The 25182-nt window shown below is 66.3% G+C and carries 19 protein-coding genes and 3 tRNA genes; 11 read left to right on the top strand and 11 right to left on the bottom strand.

Going from position 1 to position 25182, the window contains the following annotated elements:
* Window positions 1-137 precede the first annotated feature (137 nt).
* The 3 genes from ERC79_RS11715 to ERC79_RS11705 form a co-directional block, all read right to left on the bottom strand.
* A complete protein-coding gene (locus ERC79_RS11715) occupies window positions 138-1604 on the bottom strand; it encodes a glutamate synthase subunit beta (protein WP_131578340.1) in 1467 nt (488 codons plus the stop codon).
* On the bottom strand, window positions 1597-6246 hold the full coding sequence (gene gltB / locus ERC79_RS11710; protein ID WP_131578338.1) for a glutamate synthase large subunit: 4650 nt from the start codon (window positions 6244-6246) through the stop codon (window positions 1597-1599). Before gltB ends, ERC79_RS11715 begins: the two co-directional genes overlap by 8 nt.
* A gap of 824 nt (window positions 6247-7070) precedes the next feature.
* Window positions 7071-7156, bottom strand: a tRNA-Leu gene (locus ERC79_RS11705).
* A gap of 188 nt (window positions 7157-7344) precedes the next feature.
* Here ERC79_RS11705 and ERC79_RS11700 point away from each other — a divergent pair.
* From ERC79_RS11700 to pknB, 7 genes are all read left to right on the top strand, one after another.
* Complete coding sequence (locus ERC79_RS11700) at window positions 7345-8598, top strand: DUF3662 and FHA domain-containing protein (RefSeq protein ID WP_131578336.1); 1254 nt, start codon at window positions 7345-7347, stop codon at window positions 8596-8598.
* Window positions 8599-8763: 165 nt separating this feature from the next.
* Window positions 8764-9231: an FHA domain-containing protein gene (locus ERC79_RS11695; protein ID WP_131578335.1), complete on the top strand. Its 468-nt coding sequence runs from the start codon at window positions 8764-8766 to the stop codon at window positions 9229-9231.
* Window positions 9228-10631: a PP2C family serine/threonine-protein phosphatase gene (locus ERC79_RS11690; protein ID WP_131578333.1), complete on the top strand. Its 1404-nt coding sequence runs from the start codon at window positions 9228-9230 to the stop codon at window positions 10629-10631. Before ERC79_RS11695 ends, ERC79_RS11690 begins: the two co-directional genes overlap by 4 nt.
* Window positions 10631-12073: an FtsW/RodA/SpoVE family cell cycle protein gene (locus ERC79_RS11685; protein ID WP_131578332.1), complete on the top strand. Its 1443-nt coding sequence runs from the start codon at window positions 10631-10633 to the stop codon at window positions 12071-12073. The genes ERC79_RS11690 and ERC79_RS11685 overlap by 1 nt, the downstream gene beginning before the upstream one ends.
* Window positions 12070-13557, top strand: coding sequence for a penicillin-binding protein 2 (locus tag ERC79_RS11680; protein WP_131578330.1), 1488 nt, complete (start codon window positions 12070-12072; stop codon window positions 13555-13557). Before ERC79_RS11685 ends, ERC79_RS11680 begins: the two co-directional genes overlap by 4 nt.
* Window positions 13558-13559: 2 nt before the next feature.
* Complete coding sequence (locus tag ERC79_RS11675) at window positions 13560-14924, top strand: serine/threonine-protein kinase (protein WP_131578329.1); 1365 nt, start codon at window positions 13560-13562, stop codon at window positions 14922-14924.
* Complete coding sequence (gene pknB / locus ERC79_RS11670; protein ID WP_131578327.1) at window positions 14921-16834, top strand: Stk1 family PASTA domain-containing Ser/Thr kinase; 1914 nt, start codon at window positions 14921-14923, stop codon at window positions 16832-16834. The genes ERC79_RS11675 and pknB overlap by 4 nt, the downstream gene beginning before the upstream one ends.
* Window positions 16835-16858: 24 nt before the next feature.
* Here pknB and ERC79_RS11665 read toward each other — a convergent pair whose 3' ends face one another.
* Both ERC79_RS11665 and ERC79_RS11660 read right to left on the bottom strand, forming a co-directional pair.
* Window positions 16859-17524, bottom strand: a complete 666-nt coding sequence (locus ERC79_RS11665; protein ID WP_131578326.1) for an aminodeoxychorismate/anthranilate synthase component II — start codon at window positions 17522-17524, stop codon at window positions 16859-16861.
* 33 nt (window positions 17525-17557) lie between these two features.
* Window positions 17558-18322, bottom strand: a complete 765-nt coding sequence (locus tag ERC79_RS11660; protein ID WP_131578324.1) for a DUF881 domain-containing protein — start codon at window positions 18320-18322, stop codon at window positions 17558-17560.
* Between the two features lie 173 nt (window positions 18323-18495).
* Here ERC79_RS11660 and crgA point away from each other — a divergent pair, with 173 nt between their 5' ends.
* Complete coding sequence (gene crgA, locus ERC79_RS11655) at window positions 18496-18759, top strand: cell division protein CrgA (protein ID WP_131578323.1); 264 nt, start codon at window positions 18496-18498, stop codon at window positions 18757-18759.
* 108 nt (window positions 18760-18867) lie between these two features.
* Window positions 18868-19350, top strand: coding sequence for a PH domain-containing protein (locus ERC79_RS11650; RefSeq protein ID WP_131578322.1), 483 nt, complete (start codon window positions 18868-18870; stop codon window positions 19348-19350).
* On the opposite strand, the gene ERC79_RS11645 is transcribed toward ERC79_RS11650, so the two are convergent.
* Both ERC79_RS11645 and ERC79_RS11640 read right to left on the bottom strand, forming a co-directional pair.
* The gene (locus ERC79_RS11645; RefSeq protein WP_131578320.1) at window positions 19347-20312 is read right to left on the bottom strand and encodes a rhomboid family intramembrane serine protease; all 966 of its coding nucleotides are present in this window, start codon (window positions 20310-20312) and stop codon (window positions 19347-19349) included. The two genes, ERC79_RS11650 and ERC79_RS11645, sit on opposite strands and share 4 nt — an antisense overlap.
* 29 nt (window positions 20313-20341) lie before the next feature.
* Complete coding sequence (locus tag ERC79_RS11640) at window positions 20342-20863, bottom strand: peptidylprolyl isomerase (RefSeq protein ID WP_131578319.1); 522 nt, start codon at window positions 20861-20863, stop codon at window positions 20342-20344.
* Window positions 20864-20957: 94 nt separating this feature from the next.
* On the opposite strand from ERC79_RS11640, the gene ERC79_RS11635 reads away from it, so the two are divergent.
* Window positions 20958-21143 (top strand): hypothetical protein, encoded by a 186-nt coding sequence (locus tag ERC79_RS11635; RefSeq protein WP_131578318.1) that lies wholly within the window; start codon window positions 20958-20960, stop codon window positions 21141-21143.
* 8 nt (window positions 21144-21151) lie between these two features.
* Here the strand turns inward: ERC79_RS11635 and ERC79_RS11630 are convergent, their stop codons facing one another.
* Together ERC79_RS11630 and ERC79_RS11625 are read right to left on the bottom strand one after the other, a co-directional pair.
* A complete protein-coding gene (locus ERC79_RS11630; protein WP_131578317.1) occupies window positions 21152-22411 on the bottom strand; it encodes a lipase family protein in 1260 nt (419 codons plus the stop codon).
* Window positions 22412-22438: 27 nt separating this feature from the next.
* Window positions 22439-23701 carry a TetR/AcrR family transcriptional regulator gene (locus ERC79_RS11625; protein WP_242676532.1) on the bottom strand — a complete coding sequence of 421 codons (1263 nt, stop codon included), beginning with the start codon at window positions 23699-23701 and terminating at the stop codon, window positions 22439-22441.
* Between the two features lie 566 nt (window positions 23702-24267).
* On the opposite strand from ERC79_RS11625, the gene ERC79_RS11620 reads away from it, so the two are divergent.
* Window positions 24268-24642, top strand: a complete 375-nt coding sequence (locus ERC79_RS11620) for a nuclear transport factor 2 family protein (protein ID WP_131578314.1) — start codon at window positions 24268-24270, stop codon at window positions 24640-24642.
* A gap of 180 nt (window positions 24643-24822) precedes the next feature.
* On the opposite strand, the gene ERC79_RS11615 is transcribed toward ERC79_RS11620, so the two are convergent.
* Window positions 24823-24895 (bottom strand) — tRNA-Ala (locus ERC79_RS11615).
* Between the two features lie 164 nt (window positions 24896-25059).
* Window positions 25060-25133, bottom strand: a tRNA-Ile gene (locus ERC79_RS11610).
* Window positions 25134-25182 lie beyond the last annotated feature (49 nt).

Genomic DNA, 25182 nt, shown 5'->3' with positions numbered 1-25182 from the left:
CGTCGTGTTCCGGATTAGGTTCTCGAAGGTCCAGATCCGGTCTGAAAGCAGACGAAGGCCCCATTTCACGCGAGGCGAAGCGTGAAATGGGGCCTTCGAGTACTGGTGGCGGGGAACGACGCTGGTCCCCGCTTGGATCAGCGCTGAGGCACGCTGGTGGTCTGGATCGGCGCGGGCAGCGCCGTCGAGCCCTCGAGGAACTTGTCGACCGCGGCTGCACACGAGCGACCCTCGGCGATGGCCCACACGATCAGCGACTGACCGCGTCCCATATCGCCGGCAACGAAGACACCGGGCACGTTCGTCTCCCACTCCGAGGAGCGGGCGACGTTGCCGCGCTCGTTCAGGTCGACGCCCAGGTCGGTGAGCAGACCCGGCTTCTCGGGTCCGACGAAGCCCATCGCGAGGAACACGATGTCGGCCTCGAGCTCGAAGTCCGAGCCCTCGACCTTCTCGAAGCGGCCGTTCACCATCGTGACCTCGTGGGCCTTCAGCGCCGTCACCTTGCCATCGACTCCGACAAAAGCCTCGGTGTTGACCGAGAACACACGCTCGCCGCCCTCCTCGTGTGCGGAGGAGACGCGGTACATGAGCGGGTAAGTCGGCCACGGGGTCTGCTCGGCGCGCTCCTCCGGCGGACGCGGCATGATCTCGAACTGGTGCACGCTCTCCGCGCCCTGGCGGTGACTGGTGCCGAGGCAGTCGGCACCGGTGTCGCCGCCGCCGATGATGACGACCTTCTTGCCCTTCGCCGTGATCGGAGGCTCGCCTGCTTCATCGAGAACTGGGTCGCCCAGCTGGACGCGGTTGGCGATCGGCAGGAACTCCATCGCCTGGTAGATGCCGTCGAGCTCGCGCCCCGGGATTTGCAGGTCACGCGCCTCGGTGGCGCCGCCGGCGAGGACGACCGCGTCGAACTGCGCACGTAGCTGCTCCGCGGTGATGTCGACACCGACATCGACACCGGTGCGGAACACGGTGCCCTCGGCCTCCATCTGCGCCAAGCGACGGTCGATGTGGCGCTTCTCCATCTTGAACTCGGGAATGCCGTAGCGCAGCAGGCCGCCGATGCGGTCCTCACGCTCGAACACCGTCACCGAGTGCCCAGCGCGGGTGAGCTGCTGTGCGGCAGCCAGTCCCGCAGGACCGGAGCCGACGACAGCCACCTTCTTGCCGGTGATGTACGACGCCCGCACCGGCTGCACCCAACCCTCGTCGAAGGCGCGGTCGATGATCTCGACCTCGACCTGCTTGATGGTGACCGCATCCTGGTTGATGCCGAGCACGCACGACGCCTCACACGGCGCCGGGCACAGCCGCCCGGTGAACTCCGGGAAGTTGTTGGTCGCGTGCAACCGATCGATACCCTCGCGCCACCGGTCCTTGTGGACCAGATCGTTCCACTCCGGAATCAGGTTTCCGAGCGGGCAGCCGTTGTGGCAGAAGGGGATACCACAATCCATACACCGGCTGGCCTGAGCCTTGAGAGTTTCGGGCTGGAAATCTTCGTAGACCTCCTTCCAGTCCATCAGGCGCAGCGGCACCGGACGGCGGAGGGGCAGCTGGCGCGACGTGTGCTTGAGGAAGCCGTTCGGATCACCCACGAGCTGCCTCCATGATTGCGTCGTCCACGTTGGTTCCGTTCTTCTTCGCGGTCTCGATAGCGACGAGGACCTTCTTGTAGTCGCGCGGCATGACCTTTGCGAAATGTGCTTTCTGGTGCGACCAGTCGGCGAGGATCCGAGCCGCGACCTCGGATCCGGTCTCGTCACGGTGACGCTCGATGGCGCCTGCGAGCCACTCGAAGTCCCGGGCGTTGAGATCCTCGAGATCGACCAGTTCGGTGTTGAGGTTGGCCCCGAAATCACGCTCCGGGTTGAAGATGAACGCGACACCCCCGGACATACCGGCACCGAAGTTGCGTCCGGTCTTGCCCAGGATGACCACCTTGCCACCGGTCATGTACTCGCAACCGTGATCGCCCACCCCCTCCACGACAGCGGTGGCGCCGGAGTTGCGGACTGCGAAGCGCTCACCCACCATACCGCGGACCAGGGCCTCACCACCGGTGGCGCCGAACAGGATCACGTTGCCGCCGATGATGTTCTCCTCGGGCACGAAGCCCTCGGCCGTCTGCAACGGCGGGCGGACCACGATCCGGCCACCGGACAGGCCCTTGCCAACAAAGTCATTGGCATCGCCGTGCAGCCGCAGCGTCATACCCTTGGGCACGAACGCACCGAAGCTGTTTCCAGCCGAACCCGTGAAGGTGATGTCGATCGTGTTGTCCGGCAGTCCCTCTGCGCCGTACACCTTGGTCAATTCGTGGCCGAGCATGGTGCCGACCGTGCGGTTGACGTTGGTGATGTCCGACGCGAACGCAACGGCCTCACCCTTGTCGAGAGCCGGACGCGCCTGCACGATCAGCTGCTGATCGAGCGCCTTCTCCAGACCGTGCTCCTGCGTGCCGGAGCAGTACAGGTCCTGGTCCATGAACGCGGATTCGACCTGGTGCAGAATCGGCGAGAGGTCCAGCTTCGACGCCTTCCAATGCTCGATCGCCTTGGTGGTGTCGAGGAGATCCACCTGGCCGACCGCCTCCTGGAGAGTACGGAAGCCCAGTTCCGCGAGGAGCTCACGCACCTCTTCGGCGATGTACAGGAAGAAGTTCTCCACGAACTCGGGCTGGCCCGCGAAACGCTTGCGCAGCACCGGGTTCTGCGTCGCCACACCCACCGGGCAGGTATCGAGGTGGCATACGCGCATCATGATGCAACCCGAGACCACGAGCGGCGCGGTCGCGAAACCGAACTCCTCGCCGCCGAGCAGCGTCGCGATCATGACGTCGCGGCCGGTCTTCATCTGGCCGTCGACCTGAACCACGATGCGGTCGCGAAGACCGTTGAGCAGCAGCGTCTGCTGGGTCTCTGCGAGGCCGAGCTCCCACGGGGCGCCGGCGTGCTTGAGCGAGGTCAGCGGCGACGCGCCGGTGCCGCCGTCGTGACCCGAGATGAGGACGACGTCCGCGTGCGCCTTCGAGACACCCGCGGCGACCGTGCCGACACCGATCTCCGAGACCAGCTTGACGTGAATCCGCGCCTGCGGGTTCGCGTTCTTCAGGTCGTGGATCAGCTGGGCCAGATCCTCGATCGAGTAGATGTCGTGGTGCGGCGGCGGCGAGATGAGGCCGACGCCCGGAGTCGATCCACGAACCTCGGCGACCCACGGATACACCTTGTGCGGCGGCAGCTGGCCACCCTCACCCGGCTTGGCGCCCTGCGCCATCTTGATCTGGATGTCGGTGCAGTTGCTCAGGTAGTGCGACGTGACACCGAAGCGACCCGACGCGACCTGCTTGATCGCCGACCGGCGCCAGTCACCGTTCTCGTCCGGCGTGAAGCGTGACGGATGCTCGCCGCCCTCACCGGAGTTCGAGCGGCCACCGAGACGATTCATCGCGATCGCGAGGGTTTCGTGCGCCTCCGCGGAGATCGAGCCGTAGCTCATCGCGCCGGTCGAGAAGCGCTTGACGATCTCGCTGGCGGGCTCGACCTCGTCGATCGAGATGGGCTGACGCAGACCGGTCTTGAACTTGAACAGGCCGCGCAGCGACGCCAGTCGCTCCGACTGGTCGTCGACCAGCTTCGTGTACTCCTTGAACACCGAGTACTGGCCGGTGCGGGTCGCGTGCTGGAGCTTGAACACCGTGTCCGGATTGAACAGGTGATACTCGCCCTCCCGCCGCCACTGGTACTCGCCGCCCACCTCGAGCTCGCGGTGGGCGCGCTCCTCCGGACGGTCCAGGTACGCATTGGCATGCCGCACAGCGACATCCGCGGCGATCTCGTCCAGGCCGATACCGTCGAGGGTGGACTTGAGGCCGGTGAAGTACTCGTCCACCAGATCCTGCGACAGGCCGATCACCTGGAACAGCTGAGCACCGGTGTACGACGCCAGCGTCGAGATGCCCATCTTGGACATCACCTTGAGAACGCCCTTCCCGGCTCCCTTGATGTAGTTCGCGACCGCCTGGTCGATCGTGAGACCCGGCAGCTCGTTGTTCTGGATCAGCTCGTCGACGGTCTCGAATGCCATGTACGGGTTGACTGCTGCGGCACCGAAGCCCAGCAGCGCCGCCATGTGATGGACCTCGCGGGCGTCACCGGACTCGACGATGAGACCGACCTTGGTACGGGTCTTCTCGCGCACCAGATGCTGGTGCACCGCGGAGGTGAGCAACAACGACGGGATGGGCGCGAACTTCTCGTTGGACTCGCGGTCGGAGAGCACGATGATCCGTGCGCCGCCGGCGATGGCCTCGGAGACCTTCTCGCGCACCGTCTCCAGCGCCTTGCGCAGACCCTCGCCGCCGCGGGCCACCGGATACAGGCCGCGAACGACAACGCTGCGGAAGTGCGGGAACGCACCGTTGTCGTTGACGTGGATCAGCTTCGCGAGGTCATCGTTGTGCAGGATCGGCTGCGGCAGCACGATCTGGCGGCACGACGCAGCCGACGGGTTGAGCAGGTCGGCCTCGGGTCCGATGGTGCCGCCGAGACTGGTGACGATCTCCTCGCGGATGGCGTCCAGCGGCGGGTTGGTCACCTGGGCGAACAGCTGCTGGAAGTAGTCGAACAGCATGCGTGGCCGCGCGGAGAGCACCGCGATCGGGGTGTCGGTGCCCATCGAGCCCAACGCTTCGCCGCCGGTCGCAGCCATCGGCTTGACGAGGAGGTTGACCTCTTCGTTGGTGTAACCGAACATCTGCTGGCGCAGGACAACCCGGTCGTGGGTCATGTAGGTGTACTTGCTGTCCGGCAGGTCGTCGATCTGGACGAGGCCATCGTCGATCCACTGCTGGTACGGGTGTTCGGCAGCGAGCTCCGCCTTGATCTCGTCATCGGAGACGATGCGGCCTTGCGCGGTGTCGACCAGGAACATGCGGCCCGGCTGCAGGCGCACCTTCTTGACGATCTTCTCGGGCGCGATGTCGAGGACACCAACCTCGGACGCCATGACGACCAGGCCGTCGTCAGTCACCCAGAGGCGCGACGGGCGAAGGCCGTTGCGGTCGAGCACAGCACCGACGACGGTGCCGTCGGTGAAGCACACCGATGCCGGGCCGTCCCACGGCTCCATGAGCGCCGAGTGGTACTGGTAGAACGCCTTGCGTGCCGGATCCATGCTCTCGTGACGCTCCCAGGCCTCCGGGATCATCATCAGCACGGCGTGCGGCAGGCTGCGTCCGCCGAGGTGCAACAGCTCGAGCACCTCGTCGAAGCGCGCGGTGTCCGAGGCGCCAGGCGTGCAGACCGGGAAGATCTTCTCGAGCGCGCTGCGCTGGTCCTTGCCGGACCCAACGTCACCTGACGCGAACACGTCGGACTTGATGAGCGCCTCACGCGCCCGCATCCAGTTCTCGTTGCCGCTGACGGTGTTGATCTCGCCGTTGTGCGCGACGCGGCGGAACGGATGCGCCAGCGGCCACGACGGGAATGTGTTGGTGGAGAAGCGCGAGTGCACCAGGCCCAGCGCGCTCTCGAGCCGCTCGTCCTGCAGATCCAGGTAGAAGCCCTTGAGCTGCGGGGTGGTGAGCATGCCTTTGTAGACGAATGTCTGCCCGGACAGGCTCGGGAAGTACACCGACTCGCGGCCGGTCGCGTCCTTGCCGGCGCCCTCGTTGCCGAGCTCGTGTTCGACGCGCTTGCGGATGACGTACGCGCGGCGCTCGAGGTCCATGCCGGTGACGGCGTCGCCGACAGCCACATCCCCCGTCGCTTCGCTCGCCCCAGGGCTACCGATGAACACCTGACGGAACGTCGGCATCGCGTCGCGAGCGAGGGAACCCAGCGACGAGTCGTCGGTGGGAACCGCGCGCCACCCGAGAACCGTCAGGCCCTCCTCGGCGACGATCTTCTCGACACCCGCGGCGGCCTCGGCGGCTGCCTCGGCGCCCTGCGGCAGGAACGCGATACCGGTGGCATACGCGCCCTCGGCGGGGAGCTGAAAGTCCACGACGGCACGCAGGAAGCGGTCCGGAACCTGCAGCAGGATGCCCGCACCGTCACCGGTATTGGGCTCGGAACCCGCTGCACCGCGGTGCTCGAGGTTCACCAGTGCCGTGATCGCCTTCTCGACGATGTCGCGGCTGCGGCGACCGTGCATGTCGACAACGAACGCAACGCCACACGCGTCATGTTCGTTTGCCGGATGGTAGAGCCCTTGGGGCCCGGGAAGATGCTTCATACCCACTGCCTTCGTATGCGTAAATGCACCGACGACCAGCAGCGCTGATGGTCATCCACTTGCAGAGCGAGTACCGGCACGACATTGTGTTCGGCACCACCGAGAAGGGCTCATCGTTGAGCCTCGACACGGGACCGTCCTTCGCCCGGGCATCGTTGCTCGAGGGCGTTTCGGACGTTTGTGAGTCCACCGTGTTGAGAAAATGTTAATTCAGACCCCCGGGAGAAACGCAACCAAGGCTCCCCTTTCCACACCACGACCTGCAACTTTGCGATCGCCTTCTGGGCGAATGCAGCGCACATCACAGCCTAAGGTGATCGGCCCGGCCCTGGTGAGGCGGCGAATTGCAGCATCGACACGATCCTCCTACGAGGGTGCTGCGGTTGCATCTCGCTCCGGTGTCGAGCTGGTCGCACGACCGACCGTCGAAGACGCCGCACCACCCGGCTGCGAATGCGCGAGCGCGTCGTCAAGGGGTGAAATCGCGTTCCGGGTGAGAAATCGGACCGCAGCGGGATCCGGAGGCAGAAATGACTACTGGCCGCAGCGAGTGGACAGCTGCGGCCAGTGCGAGTCGAACCTTAGCACCGGTTGAACGCTTGTCTCACAGTGATCGATGAACTCTGAGCATTCCGGAGACCGCACACATTTCGCCGGCATCTCACACCAAATACGGACCAATCGGGGTGTGACGCTGCCAAAAGGTCTGTGGCGACGATTCAGCGGCACGGAGGTGGGCGGCGGAAACAGGCTGCGGCACGGAGGTCGACGGCGGACGCAAAGAAAGAGGCCGCGAACTTCGAGAAGTTCGCGGCCTCTGCCTGTGGTGGGCGAAGGGGGACTTGAACCCCCACGTCCCGAAGGACACTGGCACCTGAAGCCAGCGCGTCTGCCATTCCGCCACTCGCCCGAGCGACGGGAAAACATTAGCATGCAGGCTTCCAAGTGCACGATTCGTGCAGGTAGAGGGCGGAAATCGCGATACGGAACTGCGGTAGAACCCGTCGCTGCGGGGCGGGCGGATATCATGCAGGTGTCGCGGCCTGCCCACGACACGCAGAAGACATGACAATGGACAACAACAGCAAGGTTCATGCCGTGGGGATCGTTCAACGTTTCGAGCGCAAGCTGCAGGGGGCCGTCGGTGACGCCTTCGCGCGCGTCTTCGGCGGTGGCGTCGTACCGCAGGAAGTCGAGGCCGCGCTGCAGCGTGAGGCCACCGACCGCGTCCAGCAGCTCGACGGCGGGCATCTACTTGCGCCCAACAGCTACGTGATCACGATCAACAACTCGGATCACGAGAAACTGGCCTCGGACCACGAGCTGACCGTCAAATCTTTTGCCCGGCACCTCGAGGGCTTCATCCGAGAACAAGGGTGGCAGACCTACGGGGACATCGACGTCCGTTTCGAGCCGTCACCGACATTGCACACAGGGCAGTTCCGCACCGCAGGCTCGGTCGACCCGGACGCACGCCGCAGTAACACTGGCGGATCCGGTCCCGATCCTCGTGCGGCACGTGCCTCCGTACCCGTCCCACCGACCCCAGGAGCTAGCCCCATGACGCAGAACTCCGGACACGATGCCGGCCGCAATCCCGAGGACGCCCGCGGTCAGGGACGCGGGTACACGCGCAACGGCAACTCCCATCCGGGTCAGGATCAACCGCCGGCGCAAAGCGAGGGCTACCCGCAGGGATACGACCAGCCGCGCTACGACCAGCAGGGCTATGGCACACAGGGCGGCTACCCGCAGGATGCCGGCTACCCGCAGGAGGCTGGCTACGCGCCGCAGGGCGGGTACCCGTCCGACTACCAGCAGCAGGACTTCCAGCAGTACGAGCAGCCGTACCCGGGTCAGTACCCCGGCTACCACCAGGACTACAACCAGCAGCCCGGATACGAGCAGCAGGGGTACGACCCGAGCTATCAGCAGCAGTACGACCAGGGCTACCCCAACGAGGCTTACCAGCAGCCCGGGTACGAGCAAGCCGGCTACAACCACGCCTACCAACAGGGCTACGACCCGGGATACCAGGGCGGATACGCCCCCGAAGTAGGCCGTACCTACACCGCGACCCTCCAGCTCGAGGACGGCAGCGGCCGGTTCTACCAGCTGCGCGAAGGCAACAACATCGTCGGACGCGGTCAGGACGCTCAGTTCCGGCTCCCCGATACCGGGGTATCTCGTCGCCACATCGACATCCACTGGGATGGTCAGGTCGCGATGCTCTCCGATCTGGGCTCCACCAACGGCACCACCGTCAACGGCGCGCCGGTGCAGGACTGGCAGCTCGCGGACGGCGACGTGGTTCGCGCCGGCCATTCCGAAATCCTGGTGCGCATCCTCTGAGCACCTCGAACACGGAATCGACGGCCGACGATCGACCAACCTGGTGCGCCCACGTGCACCGGGAGAGCATGATCACCACGGTCGGCTTCCACATATGATGCTGCCAGCGAATAGTGCACCGGCCGCGTACCCGCGCGTCCGCGTCAGAGAAGGAGGTGTCGGGCAGTGCAGGGACTGATCCTCCAACTGACGCGAGCGGGATTCCTGCTGTTGCTCTGGCTCTTCGTCTGGGCAGTCATCCGGACGCTTCGCGGCGACATCTACGCCGGTACCAGCGGTGCGCGAGTTGCCCCGCGCTACTCACGCAGTTCCTCTGTGCTGCCGTCGCTCGGCAAGCAGAAGGTCGCCAAGAATCTCGTCGTGACGCAGGGTTCGCTGGCGGGTACCCGGATCACTCTCGGCACTCAGCCGGTCCTGATCGGTCGCGCCGATGACTCGACGCTGGTGCTCACCGACGACTACGCCTCCACCCGCCACGCCCGCCTGTCTCCGCGCGGAACGGATTGGTACGTCGAGGATCTCGGCTCCACCAACGGCACTTACCTGGACCGCGCCAAGGTGACCACCGCTGTCCGCGTTCCGCTCGGCACCCCCGTGCGGGTCGGCAAGACCGTGATCGAGCTGCGCCCGTGACCCTTGTGCTCCGCTACGCGGCCCGCAGTGACCGCGGACTGGTCCGCGCGAACAACGAGGACTCGGTGTACGCCGGCGCCCGCCTGCTGGCCCTTGCGGACGGCATGGGCGGACATGCGGCCGGAGAGGTCGCCTCGCAGCTGATGATCGCCGCGCTGGCACCACTCGACGACGACGAGCCGGGCGAGGACCTCCTCGGCAAACTCGATGCCGCCACGCACGCCGGAAATGCGACCATCGCCGACCACGTCGAGGAGGATCCAGAACTCGACGGCATGGGCACCACACTCACCGCGATTCTGTTCGCGGGCAGCAAACTCGGCCTGGTGCACATCGGCGACTCACGCGCCTATCTGCTGCGCGACGACCAGCTCACCCAGATCACCCGCGACGATACGTTCGTGCAGTCCCTCGTCGACGAGGGCCGCATCACCGCGGAGCAGGCACACACCCACCCGCAGCGTTCGCTGATCATGCGCGCACTCACCGGCAACGAGATCGAGCCGACGCTGACGGTGCGTGAGGCCCGCGCCGGGGACCGCTACCTGCTGTGCTCGGACGGCCTGTCCGACGTGGTCAGCGACGAGACCCTCGCCAACACCATGCGCGAGGGCACCCAGGACGAGTGCGCCGACCGCCTCGTCGAGCTGGCGCTGCGCAGCGGTGGTCCGGACAACGTCACCGTGGTCGTCGCCGACGTCATCAACCTCGACTACGGGCAGAGTCACCCGATCGTGGGGGGCGCAGCTTCCGGCGACGAGGACGAGGATGCGCCGCCGCCGAACACCGCCGCCGGCCGAGCCGCAGCGATACGGCTGCCGCGGGCAACGCCCAAGCGGGTGCTTCCCACACCGGAGGCAGCGCCGAAGAAGTCGCACAAGCTGCGATGGAGTCTCATCGCATTGACCCTGATTGCGCTGATCGTGGGTGGGCTGTTCGTGGGCCGATCGATGATCCGCAATTACTACTACGTCGGCGTCTCCGACGACCGGGTTGCGGTGCTGCAGGGCATCCCCGGCTCGATCCTGGGTTACTCACTGCAGGAGAGCGCGCTGGTCGGCTGCGTTGCGGACGATGGCGCACTGACGCTGGTGGACCCCAACGAGATTCCGGGCGGGTGCCGGCTGATGAAGGTCGACGATCTGCAGCCGTCCGCACGCGAACAGGTCCGCGCCGGGCTGCCGTCAGGAACCCGCAACGATGCCACCGAGCAGATGGGACGGCTCGCGGCCAACGATCTGTTGCCGGTATGCGTACCGGTGCCGGCACCCACACCGACCGGTGAGGCGCCTCCGCCCACCTCACCGAATGGCGATGCCGGTCCCGTCACGACCGCGCCCCCGCCTTCGCCGACGCCGCTGGAACAGATCCCAGGGCAGAACTGCAGGACCGGTAGCTGATGTCCACGTCCGATGCTCCGTTCCCCAGCCCACCCGGCGGCTTCGCTCCCGCACCGGTCCAGTCGAACCGGCGGAACACCGAACTGGTGCTGATCTGCTGCGCGATCGCAATCACCACCTTCTCGCTGATACTGGTCGAGGCCAGCCAGGAACAGAACATCACGTGGGACCTGGCGAAGTACACGTTGACGTACACGGCTATGTTCCTCGTCGCTCATCTGGCTGTGCGACGGTACGCGCCGTACGCTGATCCGCTGCTGCTGCCGATCGTGGCGCTGCTCAATGGACTTGGTCTGGTGCTGATCCACCGCCTCGACCTTGCAGACGCCGAAAACGCGATCTATCAGGGCCTCGAAGTCCCCTCCCCCGATGCCAACCAGCAAGTGCTGTGGACTGCGCTCGCGATCGGCGGATTCATCGCCGTGCTGGTGCTGCTGCGCGACTATCGCTTGCTTGCGCGCTACAGCTACACGGTGGGGCTGGCAGGCCTCGTTCTGCTCGCTATTCCGGCCCTGCTGCCGTCCCAGTTCTCCGAGGTGAACGGCGCCAAGATCTGGATCCGGCTGCCGGGCTTCAGCATCCAGCCCGGCGAGTTCGCGAAGATCCTGCTGATCATCTTCTTCGCCGCGGTACTCGTCTCCAAGCGCGACCTCTTCACTACTGCCGGCCGGCACTTCCTCGGCATGGACCTGCCCCGCGCCCGGGACCTCGGCCCGATCCTGGTGGCATGGATCGTCTCGGTCGGCATCATGGTGTTCGAGAAGGATCTCGGCACATCGCTTCTCATCTTCGGCACGGTCCTGGTGATGCTGTACATCGCGACCGAGCGCGCCGGCTGGCTACTCATCGGTGGGGCACTGCTGGCCGTCGGCTTCTTCCTTGCGTACCAAATGTTCGGGCACGTCCGGGTCCGCGTGCAGACGTGGCTGGATCCGCTCGGCGACTACCAGAACACCGGCTATCAGATCTCTCAGTCGCTGTTCGGGCTCGCCACCGGCGGGGTCGCCGGCACCGGGCTCGGAAGCGGTCGGCCATCGCAAGTACCGTTCGCGAAGACCGACTTCATCATCGCCGCGATCGGTGAGGAGCTCGGCCTGATCGGCCTGGCCGCGGTGCTGATGCTGTTCCTGATCCTCGTGGTCCGCGGACTGCGCACCGCGCTCGCCGTCCGGGACAGCTTCGGCAAGCTACTCGCCGCTGGGCTGTCGTTCACGATCGCGATCCAGCTGTTCGTCGTCGTGGGCGGTGTCACCAAGCTGATCCCGCTCACCGGCCTGACCACCCCGTTCATGTCCTACGGCGGGTCCTCGCTGCTGGCGAACTACCTACTCCTGGCGCTGCTGATGAAGATCTCCGACGCGGCCCGCACGCCCGCCGCACCCAAGAAGAAGGGACCCGCGCCCATCGCGGATGCCCCGACGGAAATGCTCGGTCGCCAATGAACACTCCCCTCCGCCGCGTCGCGCTGGCCGTCATGGTCATGGTCGTTGCATTGCTCGCCAACGCAACCTATGTGCAGGTCATCAAGGCCAACGATCTGCGCACCGATCCACGGAACTCGCGGGTGCTGCTCGACGAGTACTCGCGCCAGCGCGGCCAGATCTCCGCTGGCGGCCAGGTTCTCGCCGCGTCGATACCCACCGACGACCGTTACAAGTACCTGCGCACGTACCCGCCGAACCCGGCGGCGACATCGAGCCCATTCGCGAACGCACCAGTCACCGGCTTCTACTCGATGCAGTACGGCAGCGCCGGCCTCGAGCGGGCCGAGGACGCCGTCCTCAACGGCTCCGACAACCGCCTGTTCGGCAAGCGCTTCTTCGACCTGGTCGCGGGTCGCGATCCGCGCGGCGGCAACGTCATCACCACGATCGACCCGGTGATGCAGCAGGTCGCGTACGACCAGCTCACCGCAAAGGGCTACACCGGTTCGGTCGTGGCGATCGAACCGAGCACCGGGAACATCCTGTCGATGGTGAGCACCCCGAGCTACGACCCGAACACGCTCTCCAGCCACGACGGCGCCGAGACGACGTCCGCCTGGAACCAGCTCAACTCCGATCCCGACCGGCCGATGCTCAACCGCGCGGTGTCGGCAACGTACCCGCCCGGATCCACGTTCAAGGTCGTCGTCACCGCCGCGGCACTCGCGAACGGGGCCAACCCGGACGAGCAACTGACGGCGGCGCCCAACATCACACTGCCCGGCACATCGACGACGCTGGAGAACTACAACGGGAGCACGTGTGGCTCGGGTCCGACAGCATCGCTGCGGGACGCGTTCGCGCGCTCGTGCAACACCGCATTCGTCGAACTCGGCATCCGCACCGGCTCGGACGCCCTCGCCGAGCAGGCGACAGCGTTCGGCATCGGGCCGAACACCCCCGGCATCCCGATCCCGGTGGCCGACAGCACGATCGGCCCGATCCCGGACGACGCCGCTCTAGGCCAGTCCAGCATCGGCCAGCGCGACGTGGCGCTGACGCCGCTGCAGAACGCGGAGATCGCCGCGACGATCGCGAACGGCGGAGTGCGGATGGAATCACATCTCGTCGCGCAGCTGCAGGGCCCGGACCTGTCGGACCTGTCGACCACATCACCGAAATCGCTGGGACGCGCGATGTCACCGGAGGTTGCGTCGACACTGACCCAGCTGATGATCGGCTCCGAGAACAACACCGCCGGGCAGGGCAAGATCCCGGGCGTACAGATCGCGTCCAAGACCGGCACCGCCGAGCACGGCAGCGATCCGCGGAATACCCCGCCACACGCGTGGTACATCGCGTTCGCCCCCGCGCAGAACCCAACCATCGCAATCGCGGTCATCGTCGAGGACGGCGGCGACCGAGCGCTCGCCGCCACCGGAGGCTCGGTCGCCGCACCGATCGGGCGGGCCGTCATAGCGGCCGGATTACAGAGGGGCTGAGCATGTCGTTGACCAACGGATCAGTGATCGGCGGCCGCTACCGGCTGCAGCGGCTGATCGCGACCGGCGGCATGGGCCAGGTATGGGAGGCCACCGACGGCCGGCTCGACCGTCGTGTCGCGGTGAAGGTGCTCAAGGCCGAGTTCTCGTCGGACCCGGAGTTCATCGAGCGGTTCCGCATCGAGGCCCGCACCACCGCACAGCTCAACCATCCGGGCATCGCCGGGGTGTACGACTACGGCGAGACCCGCGACGATTCCGGCGCGCCTACCGCGTACCTGGTGATGGAGCTGGTCGCCGGTGAACCGCTCAACGCAGTCCTGGCGCGGGTGGGACGGCTGTCGATCCCGCATGCGCTGGACATGCTCGAGCAAACCGCACGCGCCCTGCAGACCGCACATTCGGCGGGCGTGGTGCACCGCGACGTCAAGCCCGGCAACATCCTGATCACCCCCACCGGCCAGGTGAAGATCACCGATTTCGGCATCGCGAAGGCCGTCGACGCCTCCCCGGTGACCCGGACCGGCATGGTGATGGGCACCGCGCAGTACATCGCGCCCGAGCAGGCACTCGGTCAGGAGGCCACCGCGGCCAGCGACGTGTACTCGCTGGGCGTTGTCGGCTACGAGGCGCTGTCCGGCAGACGGCCGTTCACCGGAGGCGGCACCCTGACCGTCGCGATGAAGCACGTGCAGGAGCCGCCCGAGCCGATGCCGGTGGATCTGCCGGCGCAGATCCGGGAACTCATCGACATCACCCTGACCAAGGATCCCGCGGGCCGCTACGCCAGCGGTGGTGAATTCGCGGACGCGGTGGCCGCGGTCCGCGCCGGACGTCGTCCGCCGCCGCCCGGGGGCGTATCGACCGGCGCGGCCCGCACGGTCCTGCCCCCGGCTGCCGCACCGACGGCGATGATGCCGACCGCACAACGCAACTACGCCGACACCGGAAACGTCGACACGCCGGCCGACGGTGACAATGGGGACGGCAGTGGCTGGACCAGCGGTCAGAAAGCCGTCGCCTGGGCCGGTGGCGGTCTACTCACCGTGGCCGCGATCGCCGCCCTGGGACTGCTGCTCTTCGGCGGTGGATCGAAGGAACCGTCGACGCCTCCGGTGGTCACGAGCACCTCGAAGGTCCCGGTGACGACCACGACACCGCCGCGGACCACGACCACCACCACGACACCGCCACCAACCACAACCACAACCACCACGACACCGCCACCAACCACAACCACCACGACACCGCCGCGGACCACGACCACCACAACGACACCGCCGCGGACCACGACGACCACCACAGCTCCCACCACGACCGCCACCACCACGACCGCCACCACCACGGTCACACAAGGACTCCCATGACTACACCGCGCAATCTCTCTTCCCGGTACGAGCTGGGTGAGATTCTCGGATTCGGTGGCATGTCCGAGGTGCATCTCGGACGGGACCTGAGGCTCAGCCGTGATGTGGCGATCAAGGTGCTGCGAGCGGATCTCGCCCGCGACCCCACTTCTTACCTGCGATTCCGCCGTGAGGCCCAGAACGCCGCCGCTCTGAACCATCCCGCGATCGTTGCGGTGTACGACACCGGCGAGGCCGAGACCGACGCCGGCCCTCTGCCGTACATCGTCATGGAGTACGTCGACGGCGACACCCTGCGCGACATCGTCCGTACCGAGGGCCCGCTGGCGCCGCGGCGGGCGATGGAAATCATCGCTGACGTGTGTGCGGCACTCGATTTCAGTCACCGCAACGGCATCGTGCACCGCGACATCAAGCCCGCGAACATCATGATCAACCGGGCCGGCGCGGTGAAGGTGATGGACTTCGGCATCGCCCGCGCCATCTCGGACAGCTCCAGCCCGATGACGCAGACCGCCGCAGTGATCGGCACCGCGCAGTACCTGTCCCCGGAACAGGCCCGCGGTGAGCAGGTCGATGCCCGCTCGGATGTCTACTCGCTGGGCTGCGTGCTGTACGAGATCCTCACCGGCCGGCCGCCATTTACCGGTGATTCACCGGTCGCGGTCGCCTACCAACATGTCCGCGAGGATCCTCAGCAGCCGTCACTGGTGAATCCGGCGGTGCCGCGCGCGCTCGACTCGGTGATCCTCAAGGCGATGAGCAAGAATCCGGCGAACCGCTATCAGAGCGCCGCGGAGATGCGCAGCGACCTGGTACGGGTGCTCGGCGGGCAGCGTCCGAGCGCACCGATGGTGATGACCGACGAGGATCGCACAACGTTCCTCGGGGCGGTCGAGGCCGACTCCGGCAACGGCTACCGGGCCACGCCGACCGTCGAGCCGACCCGGGTCCCCGCGGCCACGCCCCCACCGTCGAAGAAGCCCCGCACCACGCGAAACGTGCTGCTTGCGGTCGCAATGCTGATCGTGCTCGGCATCGTCGGTGTCTTCGGCTACTCGGTGCTGTCGACTCCCACGATGGTCAAGGTGCCCGACGTCTCGAACCGCAGCGCCCAGGATGCCGAGGCCCAGCTGACGGCCGCGAAACTGAAGGCGTCGATCCAGACCAAACCCGACCCCGTCGTCGCCAGCGGCAACGTGATCACCACCCGGCCTGTCGCCGGGTCGATGGCGGAGGAGAACAGCACCGTCGTCATGGAGGTGTCGTCAGGGCCCGCGCAGGTGGCGGTGCCGCGACTGACCGGACTCTCTCAGGACGAGGCGACGCAGGCACTCAACGCAGCCGGACTTCGCCTGGACACCAAGGTGAGCCGCGCACCGTCCGATCCGAATCAGCTGGACAAGGTGGTGGGGCAGGAGCCGTCCGCCGGCGCGAAGATCAGTGTCGACTCGGCGGTCGCGGTCACGTTGGGGTCCGGCCCCGAACAGGTGCGGGTACCGAATGTGATCGGGCAGACGATCGATGTCGCGCAGCCGAACATCGAGGGCGCAGGCTTCAAGGTGGACATCGAGAAGGTGGATTCCAGTAAGCCAGAGGGTCAGGTGATCTCCACCGATCCGGCCGGCGGGACATCCACTGCGAAGGGCGAGACGATTCGCATCCAGGTGTCCAACGGCAAACTGTTCACGATGCCGGACCTGACCGGGCTGTCGGTGTCGCAGGCCCTCGACACCCTACGCAAGGCCGGTTGGACGGGGTCGTCGAACCAGCTGGCACAGAGCTCGACGCAGACGCTCGACACCGACCTGGTCGGGAAGGTCCTGAGCCAGCAGCAGCAGGCCGGATCGGACGTGGCGAAGAATTCGCCGCTGTCGGTGAGCGTCGGCGCGTTCGGCATCCCCCGCTGAGGCCCGCCGAGACCCAGCCGGAGGTCAGCGCGTGAGTGCGTCCCCCAGCGAGCGGGCGACCTCGTCCTCGAGCGTCGCGACCAGTGTCTCGGCGGGCGCCTCACCGCACACCCCGAGCCAGTTCGCGAGCATTCTGTGACCGCCCTGCGTGAGCACAGACTCCGGGTGGAACTGAACGCCGTGGATCGGCAGCTCGCGATGGCGCATCGCCATGACGATGCCGCTGTCGGTGTGGGCGGTGACCTCGAGTTCCTCGGGAATCGTGTCCTCGCGAACGGTCAGCGAGTGGTAGCGGGTGGCGGTGAACGGGTCCGGCAGCCCGGCGAGCACGCCGACGCCGCCGTGATGGACGAGGCTGGTCTTACCGTGTAGCAATTCCGGCGCCCGATCGACGGTGGCACCGAACGCGGCGCCGATCGCCTGATGCCCGAGGCACACACCCAGCAGCGGCGTCTTCGCTGCGGCACACGCGCCAACCAGCGGCATCGTCGCGCCGGCGCGCTGCGGCGTCCCGGGACCGGGGCTGAGCAGAATACCGTCGAACTCGGCCGCAGCGGACGCGATCGCATCATCCCCGGTCAGTCGGGGGTCGTCGTTGCGCCACACGTCCGCCCGCGTCCCGAGCTGGCCCAGATACTGCACCAGGTTGAACACGAAGCTGTCGTAGTTGTCGACGACCAGGATGCGCATGCAAGCAGCGTAATGCGCAGTACTGTGCAGTCGTTACGCGACTGGGCGCGCGAACTCGGTATGCAGCTGCCCCGTGTATGCCGGAACCGACAGATGGTCCGACTCCTGCTGCGCGTAACCGAGCCCGTACCGCACCGCATACTGCTTGAACGTCCTGATGCCGGGCTCGTTCGCCAGCGTCGCGGCCAGCCGGGTCGGATTGCCGAGCGCGGTCACCACGTACGGCGGGCTGTACGTGCGCCCGTGCAGCAGCAGCGTATTACCAATGCAGCGCGGCGCGGACGTGCTCACAATTCGCTGGTCCTGCATCGCGACCGCCTCCGCACCACCGGCCCACAACGCATTGAGCACGCTCTGCACGTCCTGCTGGTGGACCACCAGATCGTCCGGTGCGGCACCAGCCGGGTACCTGCCGTCCGCATCACGGGGCGCATCCGTGAGGGTGACCACGACACCGGGCCCGCTGAGCGCGGTCAGACCGGCTGCCTCCGCCGGCCCACGGCTCTCCCCGAGCACTTCCGCAACCCGGGTATCGGTGCCGGCAGCGCTCTCCTGCAGATTCAGGACCTGCGCCGCAAGGCGATCACGGGTGCTGGCGGCGGCGTCGACCTCGGTTTGCGCTCGACGCACCAGATCGGAAAGCCGGGCCGAGTCCGCGGCCCGCAACTCGTTGCCATGGGACACCTGCCGGGTCGTCGCGAGCAGTAGGCCTGCCACCAGGCAGACCACCAGGACGGCGACCGGCCAGAAGCCGAACCTCAGGCGTCCACCCCGCGGCTCTTCCTCGACGTCGGGCACCCTCGACCACCACTCCCCACCATGGACGATTCGGCGCGGGACCGGTCCTGGCTGTGCTTGTTTGAGTTAGCGTGTATTACACAACAGGTAGTGCCGAATGTACCCTGTCCGCCCGGGCGGATCCGGATACCTGAGGTCCGCCGCGTTTGTCCATCCACACGAATAAGGACGCCATGCCGAAGTCGAAGGTCCGCAAGAAGACCGACTACACGATCAATCCCGCGAACCGCACTCCGGTGAAGGTCAAGGCGGGTCCGTCGAGCGCTCTGTATGTGTCGGTGATGCTCGGTGTCATGCTCGTCGGACTGGCATGGCTGATTGTGTATTACCTGGCCGGTGAAGACCTCACATGGATGAACAACCTCGGCGCGTACAACTTCCTGATCGGCTTCGGGTTCATGGTGGTCGGCCTGATCATGACCATGAAATGGCGTTGACCAGCAAATTCACCACACCCATCGAGTTATCCACAGCTTCACAATTACGCGGATGTTATTCATCCCCAGTGTGGATAAACCCTGTGGATAACGAGGGTAGTTGTGCACATGCCTGAGGATGAACTCGATCTCGAACCTCCGCTGGAGTGGTCCACGCCATTGGCCGCGGTGGGCGCATTGATCGTCGGCGCGACGGTACTGGTGGGCGGCACGTTCCTGACGGGCGTCGATGCGCCCGGCCGTTTCCTTGCCGCAGTGGCCGCAGTGGGGATGCTCGTCCTCGCCGGGCTGGGTGCCCGGCAGCGACCCAAGCTGGCGGTCGTGTCGCTCGATGGCGAGTCTGCGGTTGCCGCGACCCGGCTGACCGGGCGTCGCGTGTACCGGCGCGCTGACATCCTGCGAATCCGCATCGTGCGCTATCCGCGGCTGGGGCGCCGGGTGCCGATGCTCGAGATCGACGCGGTGGACCCGGACGGCGCCGAACGGCTACTGATCTTCGGACGCTGGGACTTGGGGGCCGATCCGAACGTCGTGTTCGATGCCCTGACGGTGCACGGGCTGGTGCCCCCGGAGGCTCGGGCGTCGGACTAGGCGAGGCCCATCTGATCACGCAACCCGACGACACGCAGCGCGATCAGACCCGCCACCAGCACGCCTACCGCGGCAAGGCCCACCCAGCCGAGAGTTCGGGACCGGGCAAGATCGGCGGCGGTGCGCTGACCGGTCGGCGCGTACACCAGCACGGCGGTCGCGGCGGCGCCCACCACGAGTCCACCGATGTGCCCCCACAGGGAGATGCCTGGGACCGTGAGGCTGATCACGATGTTGAGGCCGATCACCGCCAGGATCGGATTGGCGCTTCGGCGCATTCGCAGCAACAACACCGCTTGAGCGCCCATGATCCCGAAGATCGCGCCGGACGCTCCGGCGGTGAACGCACCGAGCGACTCGAACGTCAGAGCCGAGGCCGACCCGCCGAAGAGTGCGAGCAGGTAGACCGCCAGGTATCGACTCCGCCCGAGCACGAACTCGGTGTCCCGGCCGAGCACCCACAGCGCAAACATGTTCACGGCCAGGTGGACGAGGCCGAAGTGCAGGAATCCGCTGCCGAGCAGCCGGATCCATTCGCCCTGGGCCACCAGGTCGGGCGCGAGCACCAACCGGCCGAACAGCGGCGAATCGAACGTCGCGACACCGGTGAACCGGTTGATGACCCCGCCGCCGTTGTCCATCAGAGACTTGGCCTGCAGCGCGGTGATCGCGAAGATCAGCACGTTCAGCGCCATCAGCGCATACGTGACGACGGGCGTCGGGTTCTGTGTGCGGATCTGCGCGCCGGAGACGGTGCGGGCCTGCGGCATCTCCCGCTGACCGGCGGCGACACAGTCGACGCACTGATGCCCGACAGACGCGGCACGCAGGCAGTCAGGGCACGCCGGGCGGCCACAACGGGTGCAGGACAGCGCGGTGGGGCGATCGGGGTGGCGCACGCACCTCGGCTGAGGTGGCGGGGTGCCCTCGCTCGCCGCACCACCCCAGCCGGGGTTCGTCATCTGTGAATCCTTCGCTCTGTGCGGTGGTACTACGCGACGGTGATGCTGTTGATCACGACCTCGTCGACCGGGCGGTCGGAGCGATCGACGGCGGTGGTGGCGATGGCGTCGACGACCTTCTTCGACTCCTCGTCCAGCACCTCACCGAAGATGGTGTGACGACGGTTCAGGTGCGGGGTGGGACCCACGGTGATGAAGAACTGCGAGCCGTTGGTACCCGGACCGGCGTTCGCCATGGCGAGCAGGTAACCACGGTCGAACTGCAGCTCCGGGTGGAACTCGTCGCCGAACTTGTAGCCCGGGCCGCCGCGGCCGGTGCCGGTCGGGTCGCCGCCCTGGATCATGAAGCCGTCGATGACGCGGTGGAACACGGCACCGTCGTAGAACGGGCCGGAAGCCTCGCCCTTGGCGTTCTGCGTCGAGTACTCCTTGGAACCATCGGCCAGGCCGACGAAGTTCTCGACGGTCTTCGGCGCGTGGTTACCGAACAGGGAGATCTTGATGTCGCCACGGTTGGTGTGCAGCGTTGCGGTAGCAGTCTGTGAAGTCACCCCCCTATCGTGCCATTACCGCGCTTGCGGCGACCACGAACACCGCGGCGACGACACGACGGCATCGGCACGGCGGCTGTGCGACAGTGGAGCCATGACGCGTGCGACCAAGACAACCTCCGCCCCGACGCCCCCGACCGGGCGCCGCATGCTGATCGGCCTCGGTGTTGCCGTCGCGGCAGCCGGTGCTGTCGCGAGGGCGCTCACCCGGCGTCGCGAGATGCCCCCCGTGGCCGCCGAGCCGCCATCACTTACCGATTCGCGGCCCGCTTCCGCCTAGCCCGGTCATCATGCCGAGCAGTTGTTCGGCGCGGGTCTGCCGGCGAATCGGTCGGTAAGCCACGTCACCGACTCCGGCGCCCCGAGCACGTAGGGCAGTCCGTGATTGACCGCAAGTCCGGGCGTGACCGGGGGTAACCCGTTCTCGGAGAACTGGACTGTCGTGCCCCTCGCACACCAGTCTGCGGCGAGCTGCCTGGCCTGGTCGAACGGGACGATGTCGTCATTGGTGGCGGCCTGAATCAGCACCGGCGCTTGCGGGGTGCGGTTGCCGATTCGCTGCTCCGCGAGCAATTCAACGGCCAGCGGTTGACGCGCGAGCACGGTCGACAATGACTCACCGGTGCGGGTGAAGTCCGCGCTGCGCTGGTAGCCGTATCGAGTCAGCGTCTCCGCGACGCACTGGTCTTGTACGTCCGCGAGCATCGCGCGACCTCGCTCGTTGGTCTCTGCCTCGATCAACGGCCTCGACTCCGGATAGGCCTGCGCGATGCTGTTCAGCGCGTATCCGATCGCACCGGTCAGTGAGGTCCCGTCGATTCTCTCGAGAGTCGCGGCGAGGTCGGCCGGCGGGGCGCCGGCGTAGGCCCCGCGCACGTCCAGGTCGGGTGCATACTCGGGGGCCAACTCGACCGCCGCAGCCGCCGCACCACCGCCCTGCGAGTACCCCCAGAATCCAACCGGACCGTCCGCGACAATCCCGGTTCCTGGAAGTCGTTTCGCAGCCCGGGCGGCATCGAGCACCGCATGTGCCTCCGACGCCCGATTGACATACGTATGGATCCCGGGGGTCCCGAGTCCCTCGTAATCGGTGAGCACCACCGCAATACCGCGGGAAAGCAGCGCGTTCACGAACACCGCCTCGTAGGACAGCCTCACGTTGGCCGGTGGACTGTACTGAACCACACCACCGATCGTCTTGGACGGCGCACACTGGTCGCCCTGTCCCTGGGTACCAGCGGCCATGCTCACCAGCGGTCGCGACCCCGGCCCCGGCCACGGCAGAGCCGGATCGAAGTATGTTCCGGTGATCACATTGGGCACACCGTGAGTGTCGTTGCTTCGATACATGATTCGGGTCGCATCAGCGGGAAATGTGCCGGCCTGCCACGCGAGCGGCATCGGCTCGCTGCGGATCAGATCACCCGCAGCGCCCGAAGGCACTTGTGCCGGCGGCAGGTAGAAGTCCGGATCCGCCGTCGCCGAGGGCGCAACCACCACCGTGACCGCGACCGCCATGACCACGGCCGCCCACCATTTCCCGCTCATGCTTCCCTGCTCCTGTCCCGGTGGGTGCTACTTGGGTGATGCACCCCACAGCACCGTCTCGAGGTTGTATCGAGTCAAGCGGTCCACCGAGACTCGCGGTAATCCATTTGTGGACCAAAGGATTTCACCGATGCAATGGAACACCAGCCGACCCGAGCCCGGCATCGTGATGCTTCCATCGCGGACGCCCGCAGTGAACGCTCGATCCCACACCCGCAGCGACTTGCGGCCGTCCTTCTTCAGGAAGTCGAAGTGCTCCTTGCTGGTCAACATCGCCCACGACCTGAGGATCACCACTTCGGCGTCGAACCGCTTGCCGGCCGCGCTGCGCATCCGGATCAACGCGTCGACGGTCTCGAGCGGCGTTCCCCCAACCGAGGCGATCTCGTCGTGTGCCTCCCGCATCCGGGTCGAGAACCGCTCCAGGATCGCGACCAGGATCGCCTCCCGCGAATCGAAGTGGTGATACAGGCTGCCCTGTGTGAGTCCGACGGAGTGCGCTATGTCCCGCGTCGTCGTCGCATCGAATCCGCGCTCGGCGAAGACGAAGCGTGCCGCATCGAGAATCCGATCCTGCTTGTCGGAGTGAACATTCCGGTCTTCACGGTCCCACGAAGCGATCACACGGCGGGCAACACGCGCCGCGTCCGATTCTGACAGGTCCGTATCTGCCGGCTTGGTGGTCAAACCGTCGAACAGTATGTCGATCGTGCACCCGGCCACTTTTCGGGCGGAGAAGCCGGTGGGCGTCAACGTCGCGCTGTGTGCCAGCGCGACGCGGAGCACCTCGCGCAGAAGACGCACATCCACCTCGGGTCGGAGGGCACCGGCAGTTTCGGCCGCCCGCACCAGCGACTGCCACTTCTTGTCCGCTACCCGGGGCTCGGCCACGAGCAACGCCGCCAATTCCTCGTCACGGGTTTCCGGGACACCGAGGCACACCTGTAGCGCACCAGGATGACGTGCAGCGGCGTCGGCTATGTCGAGGGCGAACCGGCGGATTGCCTCGACGGGTGAATCGGCGGGATTCACCGGGCGTTGTACTGCGTCGGCTATGTCGTTGCACAGGTCGCGCACCATCGTCGCGGCCAGTGCCTCCTTGGAATCGAAGTGGTAGTAGAGACTGCCGGCGAGCATTCCGGTGTCATTCGCAATGTCCCGCATCGATGTCCCGGTATAGCCCTTGACTGCAAACAGCTCCGAAGCTGCGGCCAGAATCTCCGCGCGTTTCTCGGTACGTGGTTGTCTTGCATCGGCAGCCGTGACTACCGCCCTCCCTGTACGACTCACTGCTTCCCCCTTGTTCGTCAGACTCAACGGTCGTTTGCCAGACCGCCCTCGCTCCGCATCGCCCGTCCCATCGTCAACAGACGAACCAATGCGGGCATCCCCTGCCACACTCCATGATCGACCTCGACGTCCCCGAACGTCAGCGAGATCGACGAGAGAGCGCGTCGATTGCATCGGCACCCCGAATACCGACCACGCCCCCGCGAGGTGGTCTTGCCACCGCGCGAAAGCCGGATCTTCGGAGCGTACGTGTTCACGGAACGGCAGGCGTCCATTCGGACGCAGGACACGGACAATTTCAGCAAGAACAGGTTCTGGCGCCGGGACTGTACACAGCGCCAGCGTGGCCACAACGCCGGCGATCGACACGTGGCAGTCGGCGGGCGTCCCACAGGCACCGCAACGACCTCTGACTCCTTGTGCAGCTCCGCGCGGGCGCGTGCCCCGACAACGAAACTGAACCACCCCCCCAACTTCGCCGATCACGGTGCAGGAATCCGAGCCCCGCACGGACCGCACTCGACTACCCTCACAACTAGAACAAGTTCTAACTATGGAGGAACAGTATGGCTGCGTCGCCCGAGAGCATTCGCAACACCGTCGACAGCTACATCAAGGCCGTCGCGACCGGCACCGCCGACGACGTCCTGGCCCTGTATGCCGAGGGCGCGACGGTCGAGGATCCCGTGGGCACCGAGCCGCGCACGACGCGCGAATCGATCCGCGAGTTCTACGCGATCATCGAGCCCATGGACCAGGAGGCCGAGCTGGTGACGCTGCGCATCGCAGCCAACACCGCTGCCTTCCACTTCCGCCTGATCACCAAGCTCGGCGATCAGACACTCGAGATCGCCCCCATCGACATCATGGAGTTCGACGACGACGGCAAGATCGTCAGCATGCGCGCGGTGTGGGGCCAGGACGACATGATCACCGGCTGACCCAGCCGTCCAACGGCCCTGCCGCGCGCAGATTCGTGCCGCGCGCGCACGATCGTGCGCGCTGCGCGCGAGGATGCGCGCGGCAGCCGCCGCCCCATCACGGCACCTGAGCAACACCTGAACGCAGAAAAGCCACCTTCTCGTTTCCGGGAAGGTGGCTTTGCCCTGCGAACTATCTTGTGGAGCCTAGGAGATTCGAACTCCTGACATCTGCCTTGCAAAGGCAGCGCTCTACCAACTGAGCTAAGGCCCCGTCTGCACCGGTCCGATTTACCGAATCAGCGACTGGTGACCTCGTGCCAGACGTCCTCGCCGCGTCGCTTGGAGAGCAATTTGGCGAGGCCGAGTGCTACCAACAATCCGGCTCCTGCGATCAGGACGAGCCTCATGTTGGTGACCCTTCGTTGGCACGGGGAGTGGGCCTAGGAGGACTTGAACCTCCGACCTCTTCGTTATCAGCGAAGCGCTCTAACCGCCTGAGCTATAGGCCCTCGAACCGGGCAGAAGATTACCCCACCGAAGACGCGGATACCAAAACGG

Origin of the sequence: Rhodococcus sp. ABRD24 (assembly GCF_004328705.1) — a bacterium.
In the GTDB taxonomy this organism is placed as follows: Bacteria; Actinomycetota; Actinomycetes; order Mycobacteriales; family Mycobacteriaceae; genus Prescottella.
The sequence above is the reverse complement of the archived record's forward strand: the minus strand, read 5'-3'. Positions and strand labels throughout refer to the sequence as shown.

Coding starts and splice junctions, on each gene's coding strand:
- ERC79_RS11630 (WP_131578317.1), bottom strand. CDS start 22,411: ATGAGCGGGAAATGGTGGGCGGCCGTGGTCATGGCGGTCGCGGTCACG.
- pknB (WP_131578327.1), top strand. CDS start 14,921: ATGACTACACCGCGCAATCTCTCTTCCCGGTACGAGCTGGGTGAGATT.
- ERC79_RS11675 (WP_131578329.1), top strand. CDS start 13,560: ATGTCGTTGACCAACGGATCAGTGATCGGCGGCCGCTACCGGCTGCAG.
- ERC79_RS11620 (WP_131578314.1), top strand. CDS start 24,268: ATGGCTGCGTCGCCCGAGAGCATTCGCAACACCGTCGACAGCTACATC.
- gltB (WP_131578338.1), bottom strand. CDS start 6,246: ATGAAGCATCTTCCCGGGCCCCAAGGGCTCTACCATCCGGCAAACGAA.
- ERC79_RS11685 (WP_131578332.1), top strand. CDS start 10,631: ATGTCCACGTCCGATGCTCCGTTCCCCAGCCCACCCGGCGGCTTCGCT.
- crgA (WP_131578323.1), top strand. CDS start 18,496: ATGCCGAAGTCGAAGGTCCGCAAGAAGACCGACTACACGATCAATCCC.
- ERC79_RS11645 (WP_131578320.1), bottom strand. CDS start 20,312: ATGACGAACCCCGGCTGGGGTGGTGCGGCGAGCGAGGGCACCCCGCCA.
- ERC79_RS11635 (WP_131578318.1), top strand. CDS start 20,958: ATGACGCGTGCGACCAAGACAACCTCCGCCCCGACGCCCCCGACCGGG.
- ERC79_RS11665 (WP_131578326.1), bottom strand. CDS start 17,524: ATGCGCATCCTGGTCGTCGACAACTACGACAGCTTCGTGTTCAACCTG.
- ERC79_RS11650 (WP_131578322.1), top strand. CDS start 18,868: ATGCCTGAGGATGAACTCGATCTCGAACCTCCGCTGGAGTGGTCCACG.
- ERC79_RS11680 (WP_131578330.1), top strand. CDS start 12,070: ATGAACACTCCCCTCCGCCGCGTCGCGCTGGCCGTCATGGTCATGGTC.